The 24,236-nt window shown below is 72.3% G+C and carries 22 protein-coding genes; 14 read left to right on the forward strand and 8 right to left on the reverse strand.

Annotated elements, in window-relative coordinates:
• Positions 1-34: 34 nt before the first annotated feature.
• The 6 genes from whiA to O7542_RS04950 all read left to right on the forward strand — a co-directional run bounded on the left by whiA (position 35) and on the right by O7542_RS04950 (position 5,102).
• Positions 35-1,015: a DNA-binding protein WhiA gene (gene whiA, locus O7542_RS04925; protein ID WP_030503240.1), complete on the forward strand. Its 981-nt coding sequence runs from the start codon at positions 35-37 to the stop codon at positions 1,013-1,015.
• Between the two features lie 263 nt (positions 1,016-1,278).
• The gene (gene gap, locus O7542_RS04930; RefSeq protein WP_043329624.1) at positions 1,279-2,283 is read left to right on the forward strand and encodes a type I glyceraldehyde-3-phosphate dehydrogenase; all 1,005 of its coding nucleotides are present in this window, start codon (positions 1,279-1,281) and stop codon (positions 2,281-2,283) included.
• The gene (locus O7542_RS04935) at positions 2,280-3,479 is read left to right on the forward strand and encodes a phosphoglycerate kinase (RefSeq protein WP_281605762.1); all 1,200 of its coding nucleotides are present in this window, start codon (positions 2,280-2,282) and stop codon (positions 3,477-3,479) included. The genes gap and O7542_RS04935 overlap by 4 nt, the downstream gene beginning before the upstream one ends.
• Complete coding sequence (gene tpiA / locus O7542_RS04940) at positions 3,480-4,271, forward strand: triose-phosphate isomerase (protein ID WP_043329625.1); 792 nt, start codon at positions 3,480-3,482, stop codon at positions 4,269-4,271. It abuts the gene before it with no gap.
• A 95-nt stretch (positions 4,272-4,366) separates the two neighbouring features.
• The gene (gene secG / locus O7542_RS04945) at positions 4,367-4,627 is read left to right on the forward strand and encodes a preprotein translocase subunit SecG (protein ID WP_043329626.1); all 261 of its coding nucleotides are present in this window, start codon (positions 4,367-4,369) and stop codon (positions 4,625-4,627) included.
• A 130-nt stretch (positions 4,628-4,757) separates the two neighbouring features.
• Positions 4,758-5,102 carry an RNA polymerase-binding protein RbpA gene (locus O7542_RS04950; RefSeq protein WP_013287462.1) on the forward strand — a complete coding sequence of 115 codons (345 nt, stop codon included), beginning with the start codon at positions 4,758-4,760 and terminating at the stop codon, positions 5,100-5,102.
• A gap of 65 nt (positions 5,103-5,167) precedes the next feature.
• Here the strand turns inward: O7542_RS04950 and pgl are convergent, their stop codons facing one another.
• The 6 genes from pgl to tkt all read right to left on the reverse strand — a co-directional run bounded on the left by pgl (position 5,168) and on the right by tkt (position 13,602).
• Positions 5,168-5,938 carry a 6-phosphogluconolactonase gene (gene pgl / locus O7542_RS04955; protein ID WP_043329628.1) on the reverse strand — a complete coding sequence of 257 codons (771 nt, stop codon included), beginning with the start codon at positions 5,936-5,938 and terminating at the stop codon, positions 5,168-5,170.
• A 69-nt stretch (positions 5,939-6,007) separates the two neighbouring features.
• Positions 6,008-7,024, reverse strand: coding sequence for a glucose-6-phosphate dehydrogenase assembly protein OpcA (locus O7542_RS04960; RefSeq protein ID WP_043329629.1), 1,017 nt, complete (start codon positions 7,022-7,024; stop codon positions 6,008-6,010).
• A gap of 31 nt (positions 7,025-7,055) precedes the next feature.
• Positions 7,056-8,570, reverse strand: a complete 1,515-nt coding sequence (zwf, locus tag O7542_RS04965) for a glucose-6-phosphate dehydrogenase (protein WP_043329630.1) — start codon at positions 8,568-8,570, stop codon at positions 7,056-7,058.
• A gap of 50 nt (positions 8,571-8,620) precedes the next feature.
• On the reverse strand, positions 8,621-10,189 hold the full coding sequence (locus tag O7542_RS04970; RefSeq protein ID WP_281606446.1) for a glucose-6-phosphate isomerase: 1,569 nt from the start codon (positions 10,187-10,189) through the stop codon (positions 8,621-8,623).
• 79 nt (positions 10,190-10,268) lie between these two features.
• Positions 10,269-11,447 (reverse strand): transaldolase, encoded by a 1,179-nt coding sequence (gene tal / locus O7542_RS04975; RefSeq protein ID WP_043331133.1) that lies wholly within the window; start codon positions 11,445-11,447, stop codon positions 10,269-10,271.
• A 16-nt stretch (positions 11,448-11,463) separates the two neighbouring features.
• On the reverse strand, positions 11,464-13,602 hold the full coding sequence (gene tkt / locus O7542_RS04980) for a transketolase (protein WP_043329631.1): 2,139 nt from the start codon (positions 13,600-13,602) through the stop codon (positions 11,464-11,466).
• A 264-nt stretch (positions 13,603-13,866) separates the two neighbouring features.
• Here tkt and O7542_RS04985 point away from each other — a divergent pair, with 264 nt between their 5' ends.
• From O7542_RS04985 to O7542_RS04995, 3 genes are all read left to right on the forward strand, one after another.
• Complete coding sequence (locus O7542_RS04985; RefSeq protein WP_043329632.1) at positions 13,867-14,826, forward strand: heme o synthase; 960 nt, start codon at positions 13,867-13,869, stop codon at positions 14,824-14,826.
• A gap of 219 nt (positions 14,827-15,045) precedes the next feature.
• Positions 15,046-15,378: a hypothetical protein gene (locus O7542_RS04990; protein WP_013287454.1), complete on the forward strand. Its 333-nt coding sequence runs from the start codon at positions 15,046-15,048 to the stop codon at positions 15,376-15,378.
• 9 nt (positions 15,379-15,387) lie between these two features.
• Positions 15,388-16,305 carry a hypothetical protein gene (locus O7542_RS04995; protein WP_281605763.1) on the forward strand — a complete coding sequence of 306 codons (918 nt, stop codon included), beginning with the start codon at positions 15,388-15,390 and terminating at the stop codon, positions 16,303-16,305.
• A 606-nt stretch (positions 16,306-16,911) separates the two neighbouring features.
• Here O7542_RS04995 and O7542_RS05000 read toward each other — a convergent pair.
• The gene (locus O7542_RS05000) at positions 16,912-18,579 is read right to left on the reverse strand and encodes a right-handed parallel beta-helix repeat-containing protein (protein WP_187693164.1); all 1,668 of its coding nucleotides are present in this window, start codon (positions 18,577-18,579) and stop codon (positions 16,912-16,914) included.
• 72 nt (positions 18,580-18,651) lie between these two features.
• On the reverse strand, positions 18,652-19,614 hold the full coding sequence (locus O7542_RS05005; RefSeq protein WP_176722841.1) for a COX15/CtaA family protein: 963 nt from the start codon (positions 19,612-19,614) through the stop codon (positions 18,652-18,654).
• Between the two features lie 208 nt (positions 19,615-19,822).
• Between O7542_RS05005 and O7542_RS05010 the strand changes: the two genes are divergently transcribed.
• Genes O7542_RS05010 through sufC form a run of 5 tightly spaced genes read left to right on the forward strand, consistent with a single transcriptional unit; the run spans position 19,823 to position 24,231 of the window.
• Complete coding sequence (locus O7542_RS05010; protein ID WP_223201463.1) at positions 19,823-20,488, forward strand: HTH domain-containing protein; 666 nt, start codon at positions 19,823-19,825, stop codon at positions 20,486-20,488.
• Positions 20,485-21,915: a Fe-S cluster assembly protein SufB gene (gene sufB / locus O7542_RS05015; RefSeq protein WP_013287447.1), complete on the forward strand. Its 1,431-nt coding sequence runs from the start codon at positions 20,485-20,487 to the stop codon at positions 21,913-21,915. Before O7542_RS05010 ends, sufB begins: the two co-directional genes overlap by 4 nt.
• A gap of 56 nt (positions 21,916-21,971) precedes the next feature.
• Positions 21,972-23,114 (forward strand): Fe-S cluster assembly protein SufD, encoded by a 1,143-nt coding sequence (gene sufD, locus O7542_RS05020; RefSeq protein ID WP_069089093.1) that lies wholly within the window; start codon positions 21,972-21,974, stop codon positions 23,112-23,114.
• Positions 23,114-23,458, forward strand: coding sequence for a non-heme iron oxygenase ferredoxin subunit (locus tag O7542_RS05025; protein ID WP_064445305.1), 345 nt, complete (start codon positions 23,114-23,116; stop codon positions 23,456-23,458). The genes sufD and O7542_RS05025 overlap by 1 nt, the downstream gene beginning before the upstream one ends.
• Positions 23,458-24,231 (forward strand): Fe-S cluster assembly ATPase SufC, encoded by a 774-nt coding sequence (gene sufC, locus O7542_RS05030; protein WP_064445306.1) that lies wholly within the window; start codon positions 23,458-23,460, stop codon positions 24,229-24,231. The genes O7542_RS05025 and sufC overlap by 1 nt, the downstream gene beginning before the upstream one ends.
• The last annotated feature ends 5 nt before the right edge of the window (positions 24,232-24,236 follow it).

Below are 24,236 nucleotides of genomic sequence, written 5' to 3' on the forward strand. Positions count from 1 at the left end.
GACACGCCGGAACCGGTCCGTGAGGGGGCGCACTATGGCGATGACGGCTGCGGTCAAGGACGAGCTGAGTCGGGTCGACGTGCCCAAGCCCTGCTGTCGGCGGGCGGAGATGGCCGCCCTGCTGCGTTTCGCCGGCGGCCTGCACATCGTGTCCGGCCGCGTCGTGGTCGAGGCGGAGCTGGACACCGGCGCGGTGGCCCGCCGGCTGCGGCGGGAGGTGGCCGAGGTCTACGGCTACCCGAGCGAGATCCACGTGCTCGCCTCCGGCGGCCTGCGCAAGGGCAGCCACTTCATCGTGCGGGTGGTCAAGGACGGCGAGGCGCTCGCCCGGCAGACCGGCCTGCTCGACGTGCGGGGCCGCCCGGTGCGTGGCCTGCCGCCGCACGTGGTGGCCGCGAACGTCTGCTGCGCCGTGTCGGCCTGGCGGGGCGCGTTCATGGCGCACGGCTCGCTGACCGAGCCGGGCCGTTCCAGCGCGCTGGAGATCACCTGCCCCGGCCCGGAGTCGGCGCTGGCGCTCGTCGGCGCGGCCCGCCGCATCGGCATCACCGCGAAGAACCGCGAGGTGCGCGGCGTGGACCGGGTGGTGGTCAAGGACGGCGACGCGATCGCCGCGCTGCTCACCCGCATAGGAGCGCACTCCAGCGTGCTGGCCTGGGAGGAGCGGCGGGTACGCCGGGAGGTGCGCGCCACCGCCAACCGGCTGGCCAACTTCGACGACGCCAATCTGCGCCGCTCGGCCCGGGCCGCGGTGGCCGCCGCCGCCCGGGTGACCCGCGCGCTGGAGATCCTCGCCGACGACGCGCCCAACCACCTGACCTCGGCCGGCCGGCTGCGGCTGGAGCACCGTCAGGCGTCCCTGGAGGAGCTGGGCGCGCTCGCCGAGCCGCCGCTGACCAAGGACGCCATCGCCGGCCGGATCCGCCGGCTGCTCGCGCTGGCCGACAAGCGCGCCCGCGACCTGGGCATCCCGGATACGGAAGCGGCAGTCACGCCCGACATGCTCGTGGTCTGATAGGACTCGGGCGGCGAGCACGCGAGCGGGATCACCACCCGCCGCAGCGCGACGCCGCACGCTCGGATATGGTCGCTGCGTACGGCAAGGGGGCCGCGCACAGGCATCCCTCGCCGTGCTCACCGCCTCGGGCGGTCAGGTCTCCGTGACCGCGGCGGGGTGGCCGAGATGACATGTCGACGGCCGGCTCCAACGGTCGGCGCACACACCTCCGCCGGCCCCGGTCTGGCGCCGGCGGACCAGAACGCGAGGAGATGGGACCTGTGACCATCCGGGTTGGCATCAACGGCTTCGGCCGGATCGGCCGCAACTTCTTCCGGGCAGTGCTGGCGTCCGGCGCTGACATCGAGGTCGTGGCGGTCAACGACCTGACCGACAACGCGACGCTCGCCCACCTTGTCAAGTACGACAGCATCCTGGGCCGCCTCCCGCACGAGGTGAAGGCCACCGCCGACGAGATCACCGTGGGCGGCAAGACCATCAAGGCGTACGCCGAGAAGGACCCGGCGAACCTGCCGTGGGGCGAGGTCGGCGCGGACGTCGTCATCGAGTCCACCGGCTTCTTCACCGACGGCACCAAGGCGAAGGCGCACCTCGACGGCGGGGCCAAGAAGGTCATCATCTCCGCGCCGGCGAAGAACGAGGACGTCACCGTGGTCATGGGCGTCAACCAGGACCAGTACGACCCGGCCAAGCACAACATCATCTCGAACGCCTCCTGCACCACGAACTGCCTCGCGCCGATGGCGAAGGTGCTGCAGGACACGTTCGGCATCCAGCAGGGCCTGATGACCACCATCCACGCGTACACGCAGGACCAGAACCTGCAGGACGCGCCGCACAAGGACCTGCGCCGGGCCCGCGCCGCCGCGCTGAACATCGTGCCGACCTCGACCGGCGCCGCGAAGGCGATCGGCCTGGTGCTGCCGGAGCTGAAGGGCAAGCTGGACGGTTACGCGCTGCGCGTGCCGATCCCGACCGGCTCGGCCACCGACCTGACCGTCACGGTCGGCCGGGAGACCACTGTGGACGAGGTCAACGCGGCGCTCAAGGCCGCCGCCGAGGGCCCGCTGCGGGGCATCCTCACCTACAACGAGGACCCGATCGTCTCCGCCGACATCGTGACCGACCCGGCGTCGTGCATCTTCGACGCGCCGCTGACCAAGGTGATCGGCAACCAGGTCAAGGTCGTCGGCTGGTACGACAACGAGTGGGGCTACTCGAACCGCCTGGTGGACCTGGTCAAGCTGGTCGGTAGCTCGCTGTGAGCATCCGCAACCTCGACGACCTGCTCGCCGAGGGGGTGTCGGGTCGGCGCGTGCTGGTGCGCGCCGACCTGAACGTCCCGCTCGACAAGCAGACCGGTGAGATCACGGACGACGGCCGGATCCGGGCCGTCCTGCCGACGCTGAGCGCGCTGGTGCAGGCCGGCGCGAAGGTGGTCGTCTGCTCGCACCTGGGCCGCCCGAAGGGCGCGCCGGACCCGCAGTTCAGCCTCCGCCCGGTCGCCGGGCGGCTCGGTGAGCTGCTCGGCGCCCCGGTGGCCTTCGCCGAGGACACCGTCGGTGACTCGGCGCGGTCCACCGTGGCCGACCTGGCCGACGGCCAGATGGCGCTGCTGGAGAACCTGCGGTTCAACAAGGGCGAGACCAGCAAGGACGACGCGGAGCGGGGCGCGTTCGCCGACCAGCTCGCCGCGCTCGGCGACGCCTACGTGGACGACGCGTTCGGCGCTGTGCACCGCAAGCACGCCAGCGTGCACGACGTGCCGGCCCGGCTGCCGCACTTCGCCGGCCGGCTGGTGCTGCGCGAGGTCGAGGTGCTCAGCCGCCTCACCGGCTCCCCGGAGCGGCCGTACGTGGTGGTGCTGGGCGGCTCGAAGGTCTCCGACAAGCTGGCCGTGATCGAGGCGCTGCTGCCGACCGTGGACCGGCTGCTCATCGGCGGCGGGATGTGCTTCACCTTCCTCAAGGCCCAGGGCCACGAGGTGGGCACGTCGCTGCTGGAGAAGGACATGGTCGAGACCTGCCGCAACCTGATGGAGCGCGCGCCCGGCAAGATCATGCTCCCGGTCGACGTGGTGGCCGCCGACGCGTTCGCGCCGGACGCCGCGCACGACACCGTGCCCGCCGACGGCATCCCCAGCCACCGGCTGGGTCTGGACATCGGCCCGGAGACGGTGGCCGGCTTCGCGGCCGCGCTGTCGCAGGCGAAGACCATCTTCTGGAACGGCCCGATGGGCGTGTTCGAGATGGCGGCGTTCGCCAACGGCACCCGGGGCGTGGCCGAGGCGATCACCAAGGCCGACGCGTTCAGCGTGGTCGGTGGCGGCGACTCGGCCGCGGCGGTGCGCGCGCTGGGCCTGGACGAGTCCTCGTTCGGGCACATCTCCACCGGCGGTGGCGCCTCCCTGGAATACCTGGAGGGCAAGACCCTCCCCGGCATCGCGGCTCTGGAGAACTGAATGGCGAGCACGACCCGCCGGCCGCTGATGGCCGGCAACTGGAAGATGAACCTGAACCACCTCGAGGCCAACCTGCTGGTGCAGAAGCTGGCCGCGAGCCTGAACGAGAAGCAGCTCACCGACGTCGAGTGCGTGGTGCTGCCGCCCTTCACCGACCTGCGTACGGTGCAGACCGCTGTGGATGGCGACAAGCTGCTGATCGGCTACGGCGCGCAGGACCTGTCGCCGCATCCGTCCGGCGCGTACACCGGTGACATCGCCGGGCCGATGCTGGCGAAGCTGGGCTGCGGCTACGTGGTGGTCGGCCACTCCGAGCGGCGGCAGTACCACCACGAGGACGACGCGCTGGTCAACGCGAAGGTGTCGGCGGCGCTGGCGAACGGGCTCACCCCGATCCTCTGCATCGGCGAGGGCCTGGAGGTCCGGGAACAGTCGGGGCAGGTGCGGCACTGCTGCGACCAGCTCGACGGCGCGCTGAAGGGGCTCACCGCCGAGCAGGTCACCAAGGTCGTCGTCGCGTACGAGCCGGTCTGGGCGATCGGCACCGGCAAGACGGCCACGCCGGAGGACGCCCAGGAGGTCTGCGGCGCGGTGCGCAAGCGCATCGCCGAGACCTACGACGAGGGCACCGCCGAGCAGGTCCGGATCCTGTACGGCGGGTCGGTCAAGGCGTCGAACGTCGCCGCGATCATGGCGCAGCCGGACGTGGACGGGGCCCTGGTCGGGGGCGCCAGCCTGGACGCGGAGGAGTTCGCGCAGATCTGCCGGTTCCCGGAGCACACCGCCCGCTGATCGCTCGCTATCCTTGACGCTGCCCGTCCACCGGTCGGTGCCGCAGTGCCCGACAGGTCCGGGCAGTGATCGCAACGAGAGGACTGACCCCCGCCATGCCGATCTGGTTCGCCTACACGATGATCACGTTGCTGGTCATCACCAGCGTGCTGCTCGTCCTGCTGATCCTCCTGCACCGCGGTAAGGGCGGCGGGTTGTCGAGCATGTTCGGCGGCGGCGTCAGCTCCAGCCTGGCCGGTTCGTCCGTGGCCGAGAAGAACCTCGACCGCTACACCGTTCTGGTGGGAATCGTCTGGTTCGCCTGCATCATCGGGCTCGGGCTCTGGCTGCGGTTGCAGATGGCCAACGGCACCTGAGTCGGCGCTGAGAAGCGTACAATCTGCGCGCGGTCCGTCACGGACCGCGCGCAGTTTTGTTTCTCCGCGCGTCGCCCGTCGCCCACCCCCTCCGGCGGCGGTCCCCTCCGACGACAGGGAGCGAGCAACCGTGCCCAGCAACAACGTCATCCGCGGCACCCGGATCGGGTCCGCCCCCGAGCGCTTCGACCAGCGCGTGGAGCCCGCGCCGCGCCGCCCGGTCGTCTACTGGTGCCGCCACGGGCACCGGGTCGAGTTCCTGATCGCCGCCGAGGCGGAGACGCCGGCCGCCTGGGAGTGCCCCCGCTGCGGGGAGCCGGCCGGCCCCGACCCGGGCGACCCGCCGGGCCGCCAGCGCGCCGAGCCCTACAAGACCCACCTGGCGTACGTGCAGGAGCGGCGCACGCCGGAGGAGGGGGAGGCGCTGCTCGCCGAGGCCCTCGACGCGCTGCGCCGACGTCGTGGCCGCGCCTGAGCCGAGGCGTTAAGAAGGGGCCCCTTCTCTACCGGAGACGTTAAGAAGGGGCCCTTCCTTACACCTCAGCGGAGGCTGCGCAGGCGCGGCGGCACGTTGGCCGCCGCGGCCCGGTCGAGCAGCCAGAGCGTACGGGAGACGCCCTGCACCCCGGCGGCCGGCAACTGCACCGGCCCGGCCCCGGCCAGCGCCATGCCCACCGCCCGGGCCTTGTCCGCCCCGGCGGCGATCAGCCACACCTCCTCGGCCGTGTTGATCGTCGGCAGGGTCAGCGTGGTACGCACCGGTGGCGGCTTCGGGCTGCCCCGTACCGCGCTGACCGGGCGGTTGTCGTGGTGCACCGGGTGCTCCGGGAACACCGACGCCACGTGACCGTCCTCGCCGACGCCGAGCATCAGCACGTCGAAGTGCGGCACGATCGCGTTCCCGGGCCGGGCGGCGGCGGCCAGCTCCCGCGCGTACCCGGCGGCGGCCGCCTCCGGGTCGTCACCGGCCGGGCCGTCGGACGCCGGCATCGGGTGCACCCGGGCCGGGTCCAGCGGCACCGCGTCCAGCAGCGCCGCCCGCGCCTGCGTCTCGTTGCGCTCCGGGTCGCCGGCGGGCAGGAACCGCTCGTCGCCCCACCACACGTCGACCCGGGACCAGTCGACCGCGTCCCGGGCGGGCAGCTGCCCGACCGCCCGGTACACCGCAGCGGCGATCCGCCCGCCGGTCAGCACCACCGACGCCTGGCCGCGCTCGGCCTGCGCGTCGAGCAGCTTCACCACCAACCGGGCCGCCACCGCCTGCGCCAGCAGGTCGGGGTCGGCGTGTACGGCGACACTCGCCTCAGTCATCCGTCGAGCCCTCGTGTTCCGACCGCCCACCGGCGGTCACCTGTGCCTCCGACCACCCGGTCCGGGCGGTCACTCGTTCGCGGTCGCGCCCGCGTGCGCGGTCACGCCGGCCTCGGCCCGCTGGGCGGTCGCCGGATCCTTCCACACGTGCACCCGCTGGGCCGGCCGCTGGTCGAGTCCGGTGATCCCGGCCGCAGCGCCGAGCGCCTCCGCGTACACCTGGTCGGCGTCGAGGCGGCGCAGCTCCTCGGCCAGCTCGTCACCGAGCGGCCGGCGCACCAGCGGCAGCGTGCGGTCCTCCTGCCCGGTACGCCGGAACACCGCGATGCTGTCGTCGCGGGTCAGCGTCAGCTCGTCGCCGTTGGCGCAGCGCAGCTGCACCTGACGCATGCGCGGGAACTCGTCGGTCCGCTCCCAGGTCGGTTCGATGCCGAGCCGGGCCTTGAGCCACCCGCTCATCAGCGCGGCCGTCGGATCCGACGGGGGCGCCACCACGCTGGCCTCGGTGACCCGGGCCTGGGTGGTGTCGAACGCGCCCGCCACCAGCGTGCGCCACGGGGTGATCCGGGTCCACGCCAGGTCGGTGTCGCCGGGGGCGTAGTCGTGGGCCCGCTGCCGCAGCGCGGCGATCGGGTCGGCCGCCTGCGCCGAGTCGGTGATCCGCCGGTCGGCCACCACACCGAGGAAGTCGGTGGCGATCTCCTCCGGCGGCTCGCCGTGCCACCACGTCACCACCGGTACGTCCGGCACCAGCAGCGGCATCACCACGGATTCGGCGTGCAGCGCGAGCCGCCCGTACATCCGGGTCACCACCGCCTCGCACGGCCCGAGCCGGCCGCCCACGACGATCTCCGCGTCCAGCCGGTTGCGGTCGCGCTCCACGTCGGAGCGGACCACCACGAGCAGGCGGCAGGGGTGCGCCGCCGCGGCGATGGTGGCGGCCGCCTCGGCCTCCCGGACCCGCTTCTCGTCCACCACCACGATCAGCGTGAGCGCCATGCCGCTGGCCACCCCGCCCGCGCTGCGCCGTTCCGCGGCCAGCGCCTTGACCACCTCGTTGCCGGTGGTGTCCCACAGCCCGATCAATGGAGCCTCCTGGTTCGCTCGCAGTGCTCGCTCACGCTCTCCGCCAAGCCCGGCCCTCGCGGGCCAGCATCTCGTCGGCGGCCCGGGGTCCCCACTCGCCGGCCCGGTACGGCTCCGGCGTCGTGCCCTCCCAGGCGTGTTCCAGCGGGTCGACGACCTGCCAGCTCTGCTCGACCTCGGCGGCGTCCGGGAACAGCGTCCGGTCGCCGATCAGCACGTCCAGCACGAGCCGCTCGTACGCCTCGGGGCTGGACTCGGTGAACGCCTCGCCGTACTGGAAGTCCATCGCGATGTCGCGGACCTCCATCGTGGTGCCCGGCACCTTGGAGCCGAACTTCAGCACCACGCCCTCGTCCGGCTGCACGCGGATGACGAGCTGGTTGGGGCCGAGGGACTCCATGTCGGCGGCGTTGAACGGCAGGTGCGGCGCCTTCTTGAACATGATGGCCACCTCGGTGACCCGCCGGGGCAGCCGCTTGCCGGCCCGGATGTAGAACGGCACCCCGGCCCAGCGCCGGTTCTGGATGCCCAGCTTCACCGCCACGTACGTCTCGGTGGTGGAGCCCGCCGGGACGCCCTCCTCCTCCAGGTAGCCCTTGGCGCGCTCGCCGCCCACCCAGCCGGGCAGGTACTGGCCCCGCACGGTGTCCTCGGAGACGTCGTGCGGCACGGTGATCGCCTTGAGCACCTTGAGCTTCTCGGCGCGGATCTCGTCGGCGTCGAAGCTCGTCGGCTCCTCCATCGCGACCAGCGCGAGCAGTTGGAGCAGGTGGTTCTGGAGCACGTCACGGGCGGTGCCGACGGAGTCGTAGAAGGCGGCCCGGGTGCCGATGCCGACGTCCTCGGCCATGGTGATCTGCACCGAGTCGACGTACTTGGAGTTCCACAGCGGCTCGAACAGGTTGTTCGCGAACCGCAGCGCCAGGATGTTCTGGACCGTCTCCTTGCCCAGGTAGTGGTCGATCCGGAACACGTCCTGGCGGGTGAAGACGTCGTCGACCAGGTCGTTGAGCGCCTTGGCCGAGGGCAGGTCGTTGCCGAACGGCTTCTCCACCACCACGCGGCGCCAGCCGCCGGACCTGTCGTTGTCCGCCATGCCGGTGCGGGCGAGCTGCTTGAGCACCACCGGGAACGCCGCCGGGGGGATGGAGAAGTAGAAGGCGGCGTTGCCGGCGATGCCGTGCGAGTCGCGCAGCTCGTCGAGCGTGGCGGCGAGCTGGTCGAACGCGGCGTCGTCGTCGAACGAGCCGCCGACGAACTTGATGTTGCCGGCCAGCCGGGCCCACACCTCCTCCCGCCACGGGGTGCGGGCGTGCTTCTTGGCCGCCTCGTGCGCCACCGACTCGAAGTCGCCGTCGCCCCAGTCCCGGCGGGCGAAGCCCAGCACCACGAAACCGGGCGGCAGGAGCCCCCGGTTGGCCAGGTCGTAGACCGCCGGCAGTAGTTTCTTGCGGGCCAGATCGCCGGTCACCCCGAAGATCACCAGGGCACACGGCTCGGGGATCCGGGGCAACCGCCGGTCCTGGACGTCGCGCAGCGGGTTCACCGGGCCACCTCCTCCTGCGTCTCGGTCCGCTGATTCCAGGTCATTGATCGTCACGTGCGTGTCCGTCCGGCCGTATCCAGCAGCTGGGCGACGCCAGCCGCCCGCTTGGTCAGGTGCAGTCGCAGCACCGGTCGTTCCCGGCCGGCCAGGGCCCGCCGGTCACCGGCGGCCTGGGCCGCCTGGAGCTGCGCGAAGGTGTACGGACGACCGGGCACTTCCAGATCATCGGTGACCGCACCGGTGATCTGGAGGTGCCGGCCGCGGGTGTCCGTGTGCTCCGGCCGGCGCGGTCCCCAGGTGAAGGTGACCGGCCGCCGGGTGTGCCGTGCCAGCAGCGGGCGCAGCCCGGCCAGCGCCGCGTCGGCCCGCGGGTCGAGGTACGCGGTGACCGCGAGGTGTTCCCGTTCGCCCAGCCCGTCGAGCAGCCAGCACAGCGCGCCGGTCAGGTCGGCCGGCGCGCCGCTCGGGGCGTACACCTCGATCGCGTCCTCCACCGACGACGGCGGCCCGCTGTCCGCCTCGTCGTCGGCCGCCGCGGCGGCGGGCGCCGCGAACGGGTCGGTCCGCAGCGTCACCGCGGCGGTCGCGGCGGCGTAGGTCCAGGTGAGCAGGTGCGCGCCGAGCGGCCCGTTGACGGCGACGTCGGCGGCCACGCCCGGGCCGACGCCCGCGCCGAGGGCGCCGCCGAGACCGACTGTGAGCACGCCCGGCCCGGTGGCGCCGGGGGAGTCGGGGGACTCCACGGCCACCGGCAGGAGCCGTCCGCCGGTCGCGTCGGCGAGCAGCGCGCCCGCCCAGCGGCCCAGGCCGTCGAGTCCGGTGCCGTCGGGGACCAGCGCTACCGTGTGCCGGCCCTCGCCGGGCGCCGCGCCCAGGGCCGCGCCGAGCGCGAGGCCCGGGTTGTCCCGGTCCCGGTCGAGCGCGGCGGTGAGCGCCTCCGCCTCGTCCAGCACCTCGGCGACCGGCGCGCCGGCCAGCGCCGCCGGGACCACGCCGAACGCGGTGAGCGCGGCCCACGGCCCGACCACGCCGGGCTCGGCCGGGAGCACCACCGCGCCCAGCTCGTCGGCGCGCGCCGCGAGGTCCGTGCCGGGCTCGGTGACCACCACGACGTGCCGGGCGGCATCCGGGCCCTCGTCCGCCCACGCCTGCCGGTAGGCCCGCAGGTGGGCGTCGGTGGTCCGGTCCAGGCCGTGCCGGGCGGCGAGCACCAGGAGGGTACGCGCCGGGCGGTCGGCGAGCGCGGCCCGGACCGGCCCCGGATCGGCGGTGTCGAGCACCGTCACCGGCCGGCCCAGGCATTCGGCCAGCACCTCGGCGGCGAGCGTGTCGCCGCGGGCGCCGGCCAGCACCACGTGGTCCAGGTCGCTCAGCTCGGCGGCCAGCTCGGCGAGCTGGGGGAGCAGGTCCCGGCTGCGCCGGTGGGCGTGCAGCCAGCCCAGCCGGTCGAGGGCCGCCGACTCGGCGGCGGGCCCCCAGAGGGCCGGGTCGGCGGCGGCGAGCCGGGCCGGGACGTCGTGGGCGACGAGCGTGGCGCGCGCCGACGCGCCGAGGGCGTCCGCGCCGCGCACGGCCAGACCGGCGGCCATGTCGGCCCGCCCGGCCAGCAGGTCACTCACGGTGCCGCCCCTCACCCAAACCACGGTACGGCGCGACGCGTCCCGGGGCCGGGCCCCGGGACGCGTCGGACGCCGTCTGTCACGCGTTGCCGCCGGCCTGCTGCGCCGCCTGCGCGTTCTTCCCGGCGGCCCGGTGCGGGCTGCCCGAGCCCTTGGCCGCCTCGGCGAGGGACTTCTTGACCCCCTCCAGCAGCTCCACCCAGCTCGCCTCGAACTTCTCCACGCCCTCGCGCTCCAGCGTGGCGATCACGTCGGACAGGTCAACGCCCACCGCCAGCAGGTCGGCGAAGACCTGGCGGGCGTCGTCGTACGCGACGGTGACGGTGTCCGGCTTCGTCTCGCCGTGCTCGGCGTAGGCGTGGATCACCGGCTCCGGCATGGTGTTGACGGTGCCGGGCGCGATCAGCTCCTCGACGTAGATGACGTCCCGGTAGTCCGGGTTCTTCGTCGAGGTGGAGGCCCACAGCGGGCGCTGCGGGTGGGCGCCCGCGTCGGCCAGCTTCTGCCAGCGCGCCGAGGAGAACACCTCGCCGTAACGCTCGTACGCCAGCCGGGCGTTGGCGACAGCGGCCTTGCCGCGCAGCGCCTTGGCCCGGTCCGAGCCGATCTTCTCCAGCCGCTTGTCCACCTCGGTGTCGACCCGGGAGACGAAGAACGAGGCGACCGAGCCGATCTTCGACAGGTCGTGCCCGTTGGCCTGCGCCTGCTCCAGTCCGGCCAGGAAGGCCTCCATCACCTGCGAGTACCGGTCCAGGCCGAAGATCAGCGTGACGTTGACGCTGATCCCCTCGGCCAGCGTCGCGGTGATCGCGGGCAGGCCCTCCTCGGTGGCCGGGATCTTGATGAACAGGTTCGGCCGGTCGACCAGCCACCACAGCGCCTTGGCCTCGGCGACGGTCTTCGCCGCGTCGTGCGCCGAGCGCGGGTCCACCTCGATCGACACCCGGCCGTCCACGCCGCCGCTGGTCTCGTACGACGGGCGCATCACGTCGCAGGCCCACCGCACGTCGTACGTGGTGAGCATGCGGACCGCCTCCTCGACGTCCACACCACGTACGGCGAGGTCACGAAGCTGCCAGTCGTACTCGCCGGCGTCGCTCAGCGCCTTGGCGAAGATCGTCGGATTGGTGGTCACCCCGGCTACGTGGCTCTCCCGGCGCAGCTTGTCCAGCCCGCCGGAGCTCAGCCGTACCCGGGAAAGGTCGTCGAGCCAGATCGCCACCCCGGCGCCCTGGAGCTCCTTCAGCCTGTCCGTCATGCCGTCCACGCTCCCCTCAGTTGCCGGTCGTGAAACCGGTGATGTCGCCCACCCGGGTCAGCGCCGCGTGCGCGGCGGCCACGATCCGGTCGGGGGTGAACCCGAACTGCTCGAAGAGCACGGTGTGCGGCGCGCTGGCGCCGTAGTGCTCGATGCTCACGCACTCGCCGCTGTCGCCGACGATCGCGCGCCACGACATCGCGATGCCCGCCTCCACGCTCACCCGTGCCTTTACCCCGCGCGGCAGCACCGACTCCCGGTACGCCTCGTCCTGCGCGAAGAACCACTCCTGGCAGGGCATGGAGACGACCCGGGTGGGGGTGCCGTCGGCCTCCAGCCGCTCCCGTGCGGTGAGGCAGAGCTGCACCTCGGAGCCGGTGCCGACGAGGATCACCTGCGGCTTGCCGTTCGACGCCTCGGCCAGCACGTACCCGCCCTTGGCGACGCCCTCGGCGCCGGCCAGGTCGGTGCGGTCGAACGTCGGCAGCGCCTGGCGGCTGAGCGCCAGCGCGGTCGGCCGGTCGGTGTGCTCCAGCGCCTGCCGCCACGCCCAGACCGTCTCGTTGGCGTCGGCCGGGCGCACCACGTCCAGGCCGGGGATGGCCCGCAGCGCGGTCAGGTGCTCGATCGGCTGGTGCGTCGGGCCGTCCTCGCCGAGGCCGATCGAGTCGTGCGTCCAGACGTACGTCACCGGCAGCTTCATCAGCGCGGCCAGCCGCACCGCCGGGCGCATGTAGTCGCTGAACACCAGGAACGTGCCGCCGTACGGGCGGGTGCCGCCGTGCAGGGCGATGCCGTTGAGGATCGCGCCCATGGCGTGCTCGCGGATGCCGAAGTGCAGCGTGCGGCCGTACTCGTCACCGGGGAAGTCCTTGGTGGCGTGCGCGGCCGGGACGAACGACGGCTCGCCCTTCATCGTGGTGTTGTTGCTCTCGGCCAGGTCGGCCGAGCCGCCCCACAGCTCCGGCAGCACCGGCGCCAGGGCCTCCAGGATCTTGCCGGAGGCGGCCCGGGTGGCGACGCCCTTGGCATCCGCCGGGAAGGTCGGCAGCGCGTCGGTCCAGCCGGTCGGCAGCGTACGGGTGGCCATCCGGTCCCACAGCGCCTTGCGCTCCGGGTTGGCCTGCGCCCAGGCGTCGAACCCGGTGGTCCACTCGGCCTGCTCCTGCGCGCCACGCTCCAGCACCTGACGGGCGTGCTTGAGCACCTCCTCGTCGACCTCGAAGGTGCGCTGCGGGTCGAAGCCGAGGATCTCCTTGGTGGCCTTCACCTCGTCCGCGCCGAGCGCCGAGCCGTGGATCTTGCCGGTGTTCTTCTTGTTCGGCGCGGGCCAGCCGATGATGGTGCGCAGCGCGATGAACGACGGCCGGCCGGTCTCCGCCTTGGCGGCCAGCAGCGCCTGGTACAGCGCCTCCACGTCCTCGTGGTAGTCGCCCTGGTCGGCGTCGCCGCTGCGCCAGTCGACGGTCTGCACGTGCCAGCCGTACGCCTCGTAGCGGGCCGCCACGTCCTCGCTCTTGGCGATGCGGGTGTCGTCCTCGATCGAGATCTCGTTGTCGTCGTAGATCACGCAGAGGTTGCCGAGCTGCTGGTGACCGGCGAGCGCGCTGGCCTCGTGGGTGATGCCCTCCTCGATGTCACCGTCGGAGGCGATGCACCAGATGTCGTGCCGGAACGGCGAGTCGGCGCGGTCCGGCTCGCTGTCGAACAGGCCGCGCTCGCGGCGGGCCGCCATCGCCATGCCGACCGCGTTGCCGAGGCCCTGGCCGAGCGGCCCGGTGGTGGTCTCCACGCCCGGGGTGTGGCCGTGCTCCGGGTGGCCCGGGGTGAGCGAGCCCCACTGGCGCAGCGCCTTGAGGTCGTCCAGCGACAGCGGGTAGCCGGAGAGGAAGAGCTGGATGTAGAGCGTCAGGCTGGAGTGGCCGGCGGAGAGCACGAACCGGTCGCGCCCGGCCCAGTTCGGGTCGGCGGGGTTGTGCCGCATGACCCGGTTGAAGAGCAGGTACGCCACCGGGGCGAGGCTCATCGCCGTCCCCGGGTGGCCGTTGCCGGATTTCTCCACGGCGTCCATGGCCAGCACGCGGACCGTGTCGACGGCCCTGCGGTCGAGGTCGGACCAGTTGAGAGCGGGAAGCTCGGGTCGGTTGGCAGCCACGATGGTTGTGCTCCTCGGCAGATGGGCGGAACCCTCACTGATGACCCTATCGAGCGGTGCTAAACGTCCGCCCGGGGATCTCAGCATGCTGTTCTGTACGGATCGCGGACGTCCGGTCGTTCAACCCCAGGTGTGACGGCTCGCACCGTTGCCGGGTCTGCGGGGCAGCCAAAACGACGCCGCGTAGTGTGTGGGGCGGTGTGTGGACCTCGACGGGTCCGGGCCGAACGACCTCCCCCCGCCGATGCCGGAAGGTGGCAATCCGTGAGCATGATCACCGAGCGCCCCGTCAGCAACCCTGCCGGGCAGCCGCCGGTGGGCGCGGTGGCGGAGGCGCCGGCGAGCGGCCGGCGGGACGTACGCGCCGTGGTGGCGGCGTACGTGGCGCTGACCAAGCCGCGGATCGTCGAGCTGCTGCTGGTCACCACCGTTCCGGCGATGATGCTCGCGGACGGCGGCATGCCGTCGCTGTGGCTGGTCGCCGTCGTGCTTGTCGGCGGCTCGCTCGCGGCCGGCGCGGCGAGCGTCCTGAACTGCTACATCGACCGGGACATCGACCAGCTCATGCGGCGCACCAAGCGCCGCCCACTGCCCGCGCACACGGTTTCTCCGCGCAGCGCGCTGATCTTCGGTCTGGTGCTGGCGGCCGTCTCGGTGGCGCTGATGGCGGCGACCACCAACTGGCTGGCGACGGTGCTGACGCTCGCCGCGATCGCCTACTACGACCTGGTCTACACGCTGTGGCTGAAGCGGACCACCGCCGCCAACACGTTCTGGGGCGGCATCTGCGGGGCCGCGCCGGTGCTGATCGGCTGGGCCGCCGTCACCGGCTCGCTGGCGCCGGCCGCGTGGGGCCTCTTCGCCGTGGTCTTCTTCTGGCAGATGCCGCACTTCTACGCGCTGGCCATCAAGTACAAGGCCGACTACGCGCGCGCCGGCGTGCCGATGCTGCCGGTGGTGGCCTCGGTCCGGCGGGTCAACGCCGAGATCATCGGGTTCTCCTGGCTGACCGTGCTCTCCTCGCTGGCGGTCTGGCCGCTCGGGATGAGCCCGATCTACGGTGTCACCGCGCTCGTGGTCGGCGGGATCTTCCTCGTCGAGGCGCACAAGCTGTGCCGTCGCGCGACGCGGGGCGAGGCGGTCAAGCCGATGCGGCTGTTCCACTGGTCCACCACGTACCTCACGATCCTCTTCGCGGCCGTCGCGCTCGACGCGCTGCTCTGACGCGCCCGTCCGGCGGTTCATCAGAAATTTTTTTCGGGCTTCCCCGGAGGGGTCCAACCCGGACAGATTGTGACGATCTCGCCCGCCCGCTTCGCCCAGATATAAGCGACATATTCAGGCGAATTACCTGTGGTTCTTCTTAAACCGGCGGGTAATTGGCATCACATTCAGTTCATGGTTCTCGCACATCCGGGTGGAACTCTGCTTAGGCTTCGCGTCATGGCAGATGGTTCCGATACGACGCTGACGGCTGACAAGACCGCGGAGCAGGCCCCCAACGGCCTGGTCGCGGGCATCAAGTCGTTCGCCGCCGGACACGGCGGCGCGAAGGCGGTCATCGAGTACGTCGGCAAGCGCGGCGCACGGATCGTCCTCGTGGGTTCCGACGGGGTATGGGCAGACCAGTTCGCCGACGGCACCGACGTCGCGCGGCAGGCCTGCGCGAAGGCCGGGGTCGACGTCGAGAACGCCTGGGAGCGTGAACTGATGGACCAGATGCGTCCGAGCAACGACCTGTGGCGGTCGATGGCCCGGCGCACGATGGCCCGTTGACATAACCGAATGACCAACCACCACCAGTCGACCCGGGGGAGACCCCGGGTCGCTTTCGTCACCTGCGCCGAGCTGCCCGACCTCGACCCGGACGACCGGCTCGCGCTCGGCCCGCTCGCCGCCCGCGGGGTCACCACCGAGATCGCGGTCTGGGACGACCCGGCCGTCGACTGGTCCGGGTACGACCTGGTCGTGATCCGCTCCCCGTGGGACTACGCGCGGCGGCGCGACGAGTTCGTGGCCTGGGCGCGTACCGTGCCGGCCCTGGTCAACCCGGCCGACGTGGTCGCCTGGAACACCGACAAGCGCTACCTGTCCGAGCTTTCCGCCGCCGGAGCGCCCACCGTGCCGACGCAGTGGGTCGAGCCCGGGCGGGAGTGGACCCCACCGGCAGGCGGCGAGTACGTGATCAAGCCGGCGGTCAGCGCCGGCAGCCAGGACACCGGCCGCTACGACCTGACCGACAGGGAGCACCGGGAACTGGCGGTGGCCCACGTACGGCGGCTCTCCGACGCCGGGCGGGTCACCATGGTCCAGCCGTACCTCGACGCGGTGGACACCGCCGGGGAGACCGCGCTGCTGTTCCTGGCCGGGCCCGACGGCCTGGCGTTCAGCCACGCGATCCGCAAGGGTCCGATGCTGACCGGGCCGGACCTGGGCGAGGCCGCGCTCTACAAGGAGGAGCGCATCGACGCGCGCACCGCCACCGCGGAGCAGCGCGCGGTGGCCGAGAAGGTGCTGGCAGCCGTGCCGGGCGGCCCGGACCGGCTGCTCTACGCCCGGGTCGACCTGATCCCCGGCCCGGACGGCACGCCGGTGCTGGTCGAGCTGGAGCTGACCGAGCCGAGCCTGTTCGTCGGGTACGCCGACGGCGCCCCGGACCGGCTCGCCGACGCGGTCCTCACCCACTTGACCCCCCGCGCCTGACCCGTCCCGCCTGGCCGTGGCTGTGGGCCTGGCGGTGGCCGTGGCCGTGGCGAGCGTGCCGACCCTGGCGGCGTCCGGGCTTTGGCAGCGGGCCCGGGACCGCGACCCTCCCGGCTGCGGACGCACCTCGCCGACCCACCCAACGCGGTGCACGCAACGCCAGGCTGTCTCAGGGCTCGAGGCACCCACGGTGTTCCACTCGCTGTCTGCCGGGGCCCTGGGTGGAACGCCATGGGTGTCTCAGGGCTGTCCAGGCACCCATGGTGTTCCACTCGCGATCCGTCCGTGCCGTGAGTGGAACGCCATGGGTGGCACGAGGGGGCGCGTTTCCACTCGGGCTGGCGGCGCGTTTGCCGGCCGTCGCCGCCATCGTGGCGTCGGCGGCTTTCGCCGGGGCCCACCGGGCCGCGTCTTCGATACCATCAGCGCGCGCTGCTCGGCCTGCACGTCGCCAGGCTGCTGCACCGCGACCGGCGATCTCTGGGTGCTGATCGTCGCGTACGCGGTCAGCAACGGCAGCTTGGTCATGCTGGCTGTCACCACCGACGCCGGCCCGGCTGAACCGGAGCCGCCCGAGCCGCCGGTGCCGCCCGCGCCGCCGGGAGGTCAGTCGCGGTCGCTGTGGTTACGTGTCCAGCGGCCGCCGATCGGCGGCGTGTCCAGCCGCAGCGCGGCCTCGGTGCCGGCCAGGTCGTTGTCCTCGAACGCGCACGAGACGCAACTGCCCGCCTCGGTGACCCAGATGCCGTACGCCTGGGTGTCGGCGTCCCGGTGCCAGATCCGGTTGCCGCGCACGGTGGCCGAGTCGAACGGCGCGGCGATGGTGATGCCGCCGCAGGCCGGCGGGCCGTCCGGCAGCTCGTACCTCGTGCCCGGCCCCGGGGTGGCCTCGTTCCAGCCGGTGGTGCCGTCCGGGCGTACCTCGGCCAGGGAGAGCCGGGTGGCGCTGTTGTCGGACACCACCGCGTCCCGTGAGCCGACCCGGACCACCTTGCCCCGGTGCCCGCCGTCGGGCCAGTCCGCGTTGCCGTCGGTGAGCTCGCGCGGGCCGTAGCGCACCGCCTCGCCGGAGCCGGAGCAGGCCGGGGCGGAGCGGCGGCCGTTGTCCCGGATCCGGTTGCCCACGATCGAGGTGTCCAGCATCGGCCGGTCGATCCGGATGCCGTCCAGCGCGTTCTCCCGGATGTCGTTGTCCTGGATCACCACGTCGGCCGCCGCGCCCCGGTAGCCGTGGCCCAGGTCGTGCTCGTGGTAGCCGAAACCGCCGTTGCGGCTGATCCGGTTGCCCTGCACCGTGTACGGGCCGGGGGTGTTGCCCATGCTGATCCCGTCGCCGACGTTGGCGTCGATCACGCAGCCGGTGAGCAGGCCGCCGCGCCCGGCCACCCCGGCGGTGCCGTTGCCGGACACGTCGAAGCCGGCCTCCAGGTTGTTGGTCATGGTGCAGCCGGAGACGATCAGCCCGTCGGCGCCCCAGTCGGAGATGCCGAACCGGTTGGCCTGGCTGTGGCAGCCGATGATCCGGAAACCGCGCGGTGGGGTCCAGTAGTCCTTCTGCAACTCCAGGAAGATCCCGTTGGTGCCGTTGCCGATGGTGGTGCAGTTGGCGATGGTGAGGCGTTCCACGTCGCCCCAGCCGCCGATACCGACGCCGATCCCGGCGCCGCCCATCTGGTCGCCGTTGTCCAGCCGGCCGCACCCCACCACGACCACGCCGTCGATCAGGCTGTCCTGGAGGAAGTCACAGCCCAGGCCGGTCGCCCCGGTGTGGTGGATGTAGAGGTTGCGGAACACGCCGCGCACCACGTACTGCAGGCCCAGCCCCTTGGCCAGGTAGTCGTAGGAGGTCTGGGCGACCCCGGAGCCGTCGATCTCGAAGTCGGCGAACGTGCAGTCGGCGATGTGCCGGTCCCGGTCGGCGCCGTGCTGCACGGTGGTCCAGTACGCCAGCGGGACCGGTGCGCTGCGGTCGCCCTCGTTGCTGAGCAGGAACCGGGTCGCGGCCGGTCCGGCGCCGATCAGCGAGACACCGCTGCGCCAGACGGTGCCGGCGTCGCGGATCGAGTACAGGCCGGGCGGACAGTAGATCACCCGGGCCCGGCCGTCGGCGTCGTACCCGGCGCCGAGCCGGTCCACCAGGGCCGCCAGCGCCGGCTGGTCGTTCGTCACCCCGTCGCCGGTGAGGCCGTGCTCGTGGGCGTCGCACCACAGCGGCGCGCCGGCGACCGGCGTCAGCCGTTGCGGCGTGGTGGTGGCGAGGCTCTTGCGCGGCACCGGGAACTCCCCTCGGGCGTACGGTCCGTGGCCCGGACCGCTTTCCCGTTCCCGTCGCGCGATAACGCCCGCTCAGGCGCCGGCGCCCACCGGCTCGGCGACCGGCTCGGCCGGGGCCGGCGGGGCGGCCGGCAGCCGCTCCCGGGTCGCGAACAGGACGCCGAGCGTGGCCAGCAGCACCAGGCAGGAGCCGAGCATGTGCGCGCCGACGAGCACGCCGGGTAGATGGGTGAAGTACTGGACGAAGCCGATCACGCCCTGGCCCAGCTCGACCGCGATCAGCACCGCGGCGGCCCGCGCCGCGCGCTCCGCGCCGACCGCCCGGAACGCGAAGTACAGCGCCACCGAGAGACCGATCAGCAGGAAGACGCCGTCGGCGTGCACCTGCGAGATCTGCGTCGGGTCCAGGCCGTTGCGGGCCGCGCCGTGGTCGCCGGCGTGCGGGCCGCTGCCGGTCACCCAGGTGCCGACCACCAGCACCGACGCGCTCACCGCCGTGGTGATCCAGGCGAGGGTACGCAGCGGCGCCGGCACGGTCGGGCTGTCCGGCCCGTCCGGCTCCTTGATCCGCCGCCAGAGCGCGTACGCGGCGGCGATGACCGCCATCGAGGCGAGGAAGTGCAGCCCGACCACCCACGGGTTGAGGTCGGTCAGCACGGTGATGCCGCCGATGACCGCCTGGGCCGGGATGCCGAACAGCACGCCGACGGCCAGCGGGAGCAGCCCGCGCCGGCGGGGACGGTGGGCCAGCACGGCCAGCACGACGGCGAGTGCGATGATCCCCACCGCGAAGGTGAGCAGCCGGTTGCCGAACTCGATCACCCCGTGCACGCCCATCTCGGCGGTCGTGGTGTAGGAGTCGTCGGTGCACCGGGGCCAGGTGGGGCAGCCGAGCCCGGACGCGGTGAGCCGGACGGCCCCGCCGGTGACCACGATCGCGACGTTCGCGATGATCGAGGCGAGCGCGAGGCGGCGCAGCAGCGTGGACGAGACCGGGAACCGGACGGAACGCTTCACGGAGCGAATCCTACGCACCGTAGTTGATCCCGATCGGGTGACTCCGCCACCTCGGTGGTCGGAATCACCGGACCCGGGTTTGCGAGCCCCGGACGATTTACGTAACGTTGCCGTTGTGAAAAACGCGGCGGCGCTGTCCCGGGCGTCGGTGACCGGTGCGGTCACCGGCGGTTCGCGGTCGCGTCGTGGCACCCGGCACGTCGAGCGGGAGTCCGCTCCGGCCGACCTGTCGACCCGTGACCGGGTCACCCAGCTCCTGCTGGAGCGGGGCGCCACCACCGCAGCGCAGCTCGGCTCGGCGCTCGGCCTCAGCCCGGCCGCGATCCGCCGGCACCTCGACGCCATGCTCGCCGACGGCGACGTGGTCGCCCGCGACCAGGTCGTGCGCGGCAGCCGGGGGCGGGGCCGGCCGGCCAAGGTCTTCGCGCTCACCGAGGCGGCCCGGGGCCGCTGCGGCACCCACCACTACGACAACATGGCCACCGCCGCGCTGCGGTGGATCGCCCGCACCGGCGGCGCCGAGGCGGTCGCGGCGTTCGCGGCCGAGCAGGTCTCCGCGCTGGAGACCCGCTGCCGGGCGGCCATGGAGGACGCGGGAGACGCGCCGCTCGCGCGGGCCGAGGCGCTCGCCGGGGCGCTCACCGCCGAGGGTTACGCTGCCAACGCGTCCACGATCGCCTCCGGCGGCCAGCTCTGCCAGCACCACTGCCCGGTGGCGCACGTGGCCGCCGAGTTTCCTCAGCTGTGCGAGGCCGAGACCGAGGTCATCTCCCGTCTGGTCGGCACCCACGTACAGCGCCTGGCCACCATCGCGCACGGCGACGGCGTGTGCACCACGCACATTCCCGCCCAGTCCGGTTCCACCGTCACCACTGTGAGGACAGATAGATGACCGAGCAGATCGTTCAGCCCCTGACCCAGGAGGAGCAGCTCGCGGCCCTCGGTCGTTACGAGTACGGCTGGGCCGACCCCGACGTCGCCGGGGCGTCCGCCCAGCGCGGCCTCAGCGAGGCGGTGGTGCGGGACATCTCGGCCAAGAAGAACGAGCCGGCCTGGATGCTCGACCTGCGGCTCAAGGGCCTGCGGCTGTTCGGCCGCAAGCCGATGCCGAACTGGGGCGCCGACCTCACCGGGATCGACTTCGACAACATCAAGTACTTCGTGCGGTCCACCGAGAAGCAGGCCACCTCCTGGGAGGACCTGCCCGAGGACATCAAGAACACCTACGACAAGCTCGGCATCCCGGAGGCGGAGAAGCAGCGCCTGGTCGCCGGTGTCGCGGCGCAGTACGAGTCCGAGGTGGTCTACCACCAGATCCGTGAGGACCTGGAGGAGCAGGGCGTCGTCTTCCTGGACACCGACACCGCGCTCAAGGAGCACGAGGACCTGTTCAAGGAGTACTTCGGCACGGTCATCCCGGTCGGCGACAACAAGTTCGCCGCGCTGAACACCTCCGTCTGGTCCGGTGGCTCGTTCATCTACGTGCCGAAGGGCGTGCACGTGGACATCCCGCTGCAGGCCTACTTCCGGATCAACACGGAGAACATGGGCCAGTTCGAGCGGACGCTGATCATCGTCGACGAGGGCGCGTACGTGCACTACGTCGAGGGTTGCACCGCGCCCATCTACTCCTCCGACTCGCTGCACAGCGCGGTCGTGGAGATCATCGTCAAGAAGAACGCCCGGTGCCGGTACACGACCATCCAGAACTGGTCGAACAACGTCTACAACCTGGTCACCAAGCGTGCCGTGTGCCACGAGGGCGCGACCATGGAGTGGGTCGACGGCAACATCGGCTCCAAGGTCACCATGAAGTACCCGGCGGTCTACATGACCGGCGAGCACGCCAAGGGCGAGGTGCTCTCGGTGGCCATGGCCGGCGAGGGCCAGCACCAGGACGCCGGCGCCAAGATGGTGCACGCCGCGCCGCACACCTCCTCGACCATCGTGTCGAAGTCGATCGCCCGGGGCGGCGGCCGCACCTCGTACCGCGGTCTGGTGCAGGTGCTGGAGGGCTCGACCAGCAGCAAGAGCACGGTCAAGTGCGACGCGCTCCTGGTCGACACGATCTCCCGCTCCGACACCTACCCGTACGTCGACATCCGCGAGGACGACGTGTCGATGGGGCACGAGGCGACCGTCTCCAAGGTCAGCGAGGACCAGCTCTTCTACCTGATGAGCCGGGGCCTGAGCGAGGACGAGGCGATGGCGATGATCGTGCGCGGCTTCATCGAGCCGATCGCCAAGGAGCTTCCGATGGAGTACGCGCTGGAGCTCAACCGCCTGATCGAGCTGCAGATGGAGGGCGCGGTCGGCTGACGCCGGCCCCCGTCCTCCGCCTCACCTGACACCTCGTCGCAGAACACAAGGAAGAGATGACTACCCAGGCTTCCGCGCCGCCCACGACCAAGTCGCAGGCGCTCCGCTCGTACGACGTCGCCGACTTCCCGGCCCTGACCGGCCTGGAGGAGGAGTGGCGCTTCACCCCGCTCAAGCGCCTGCGCGGCCTGACCGGGTCGGCGCAGGGCGCGACCGGCGCGGTCCGGCACGAGTACGGTGACCTGCCCGAGGGCGTCACCGTCGACCGGATCGGCCGGGACGACCCCCGGGTGGGCAGCGTGCTCACCCCGTTCGACCGGGTCAGCGCGCTCGCGTACGGCGGGGCCGACCGCGCGCTGCTGGTGCGGGTCGCCCGCGACGCGGTGGTGGAGGCGCCGGTGCGCCTGCGGGTGGTCGGCGAGAACGCCGAGGCGCTCGCCTTCGGCCACACGTTCGTCGAGGTGGACCGGTTCGCCGAGGCCACCGTGGTGATCGAGCACGTCGGCTCGGCCACGCTGGCCGACAACGTCGAGGTGTCGGTGGGCGACGGGGCGAAGCTGACCCTGGTCACCGTCGCCGACTGGGCCGACGACGCGGTGCAGGCGCAGCACCTGAAGGTGCGGCTGGGCCGCGACGCCCGGATCCTGCACGTGCAGGTCAGCCTCGGCGGCGACCTGGTCCGGCAGTACACGTCGGTGGAGTACACCCAGCGCGGCGGCGAGGCCGAGCTGTACGGCGTCTACTTCGCCGACTCCGGCCAGCACCTGGAGCACCGGCAGCTGGTCGACCACACCGTGCCGGACTGCCGCAGCAACGTCGGCTACCGGGGCGCGCTGCAGGGCGACGACGCGCACACGGTCTGGGTCGGCGACGTGCTGATCCGCGCCGAGGCCACCGGCACCGACACGTACGAGATCAACCGGAACCTGCTGCTCACCGACGGCGCGCGGGCCGACTCCGTACCCAACCTGGAGATCGAGACCGGCGAGATCGCCGGCGCCGGGCACGCCAGCGCGACCGGCCGGTTCGACGACGAGCAGCTGTTCTACCTGATGGCCCGGGGCATCCCGGAGGCCGAGGCGCGGCGCCTGGTGGTGCGCGGCTTCTTCGCCGAGCTGATCAACAAGATCCCGGTCGAGGACCTGCGCGAGCGCCTCGGTGACGCCATCGAGGCCCGGCTGGCGAAGGCCGGCGCCTGATGCTCAAGATCTGCTCCACCGAGGACGTGCCGAAGGGCACCGCGATCAGCGCCGACGTGGACGGCGTGCAGGTCGCGATCGTGCACGGCGAGGACGACGTGTTCTACGCGGTGCACGACGAGTGCTCGCACGCCGCCGTGGCGCTGTCCGAGGGCGAGGTCGAGGGCTGCACGCTGGAATGCTGGCTGCACGGATCCCGTTTCGACCTGCGTACCGGTGAGCCCACCGGGCTGCCCGCGACCGAACCCGTACCCGTCTATTCCGTCGAAGTCCGCGACGGCGACATCTACCTTTCCGTGGACGGCGACGGCCGTCCGCTGCCGAGCAATGGAGTGACCCGCTGATGAGCACCCTGGAGATCCGCGACCTGAAGGTGTCGGTCAAGCTGCCCGAGGGTGAGCTCAAGCCGATCCTGCACGGGGTCGACCTGACCGTGCGCTCCGGCGAGACGCACGCCATCATGGGCCCGAACGGCTCCGGCAAGTCGACGCTGGCGTACTCGATCGCCGGTCACCCGAAGTACGAGATCACCGGCGGCGAGGTGACCCTCGACGGCGAGGACGTGCTGTCCATGTCCGTCGACGAGCGGGCCCGCGCCGGTCTCTTCCTGGCCATGCAGTACCCGGTCGAGGTCCCCGGCGTGTCGGTGGCCAACTTCCTGCGTACCGCCAAGACCGCCATCGACGGTGAGGCGCCGAAGCTGCGCACCTGGGGCGGCGAGCTGCGCGGCGCCATGGAGCGCCTCCAGATGGACCCGGCGTTCGCCCAGCGCAACGTCAACGAGGGCTTCTCCGGCGGCGAGAAGAAGCGGCACGAGATCGTGCAGCTGGAGCTGCTCAAGCCGAAGATGGCGATCCTCGACGAGACCGACTCCGGCCTGGACGTGGACGCGCTGCGCGTGGTCAGCGAGGGCGTGAACCGGGTACGCGACACCGGTGACACCGGCCTGCTGCTGATCACCCACTACACGCGCATCCTGCGTTACATCAAGCCCGACTTCGTGCACGTCTTCGTGGCCGGCCGGATCGTCGAGCAGGGCGGCCGGGAGCTGGCCGACAAGCTCGAGGAAGAGGGCTACGAGCGCTACGTCGCCGGAGCCGGCGCGGCACGGGCCTGACCTGC

The organism is Micromonospora sp. WMMC264, from assembly GCF_027497275.1.
In the GTDB taxonomy this organism is placed as follows: Bacteria; Actinomycetota; Actinomycetes; order Mycobacteriales; family Micromonosporaceae; genus Micromonospora; species Micromonospora chalcea.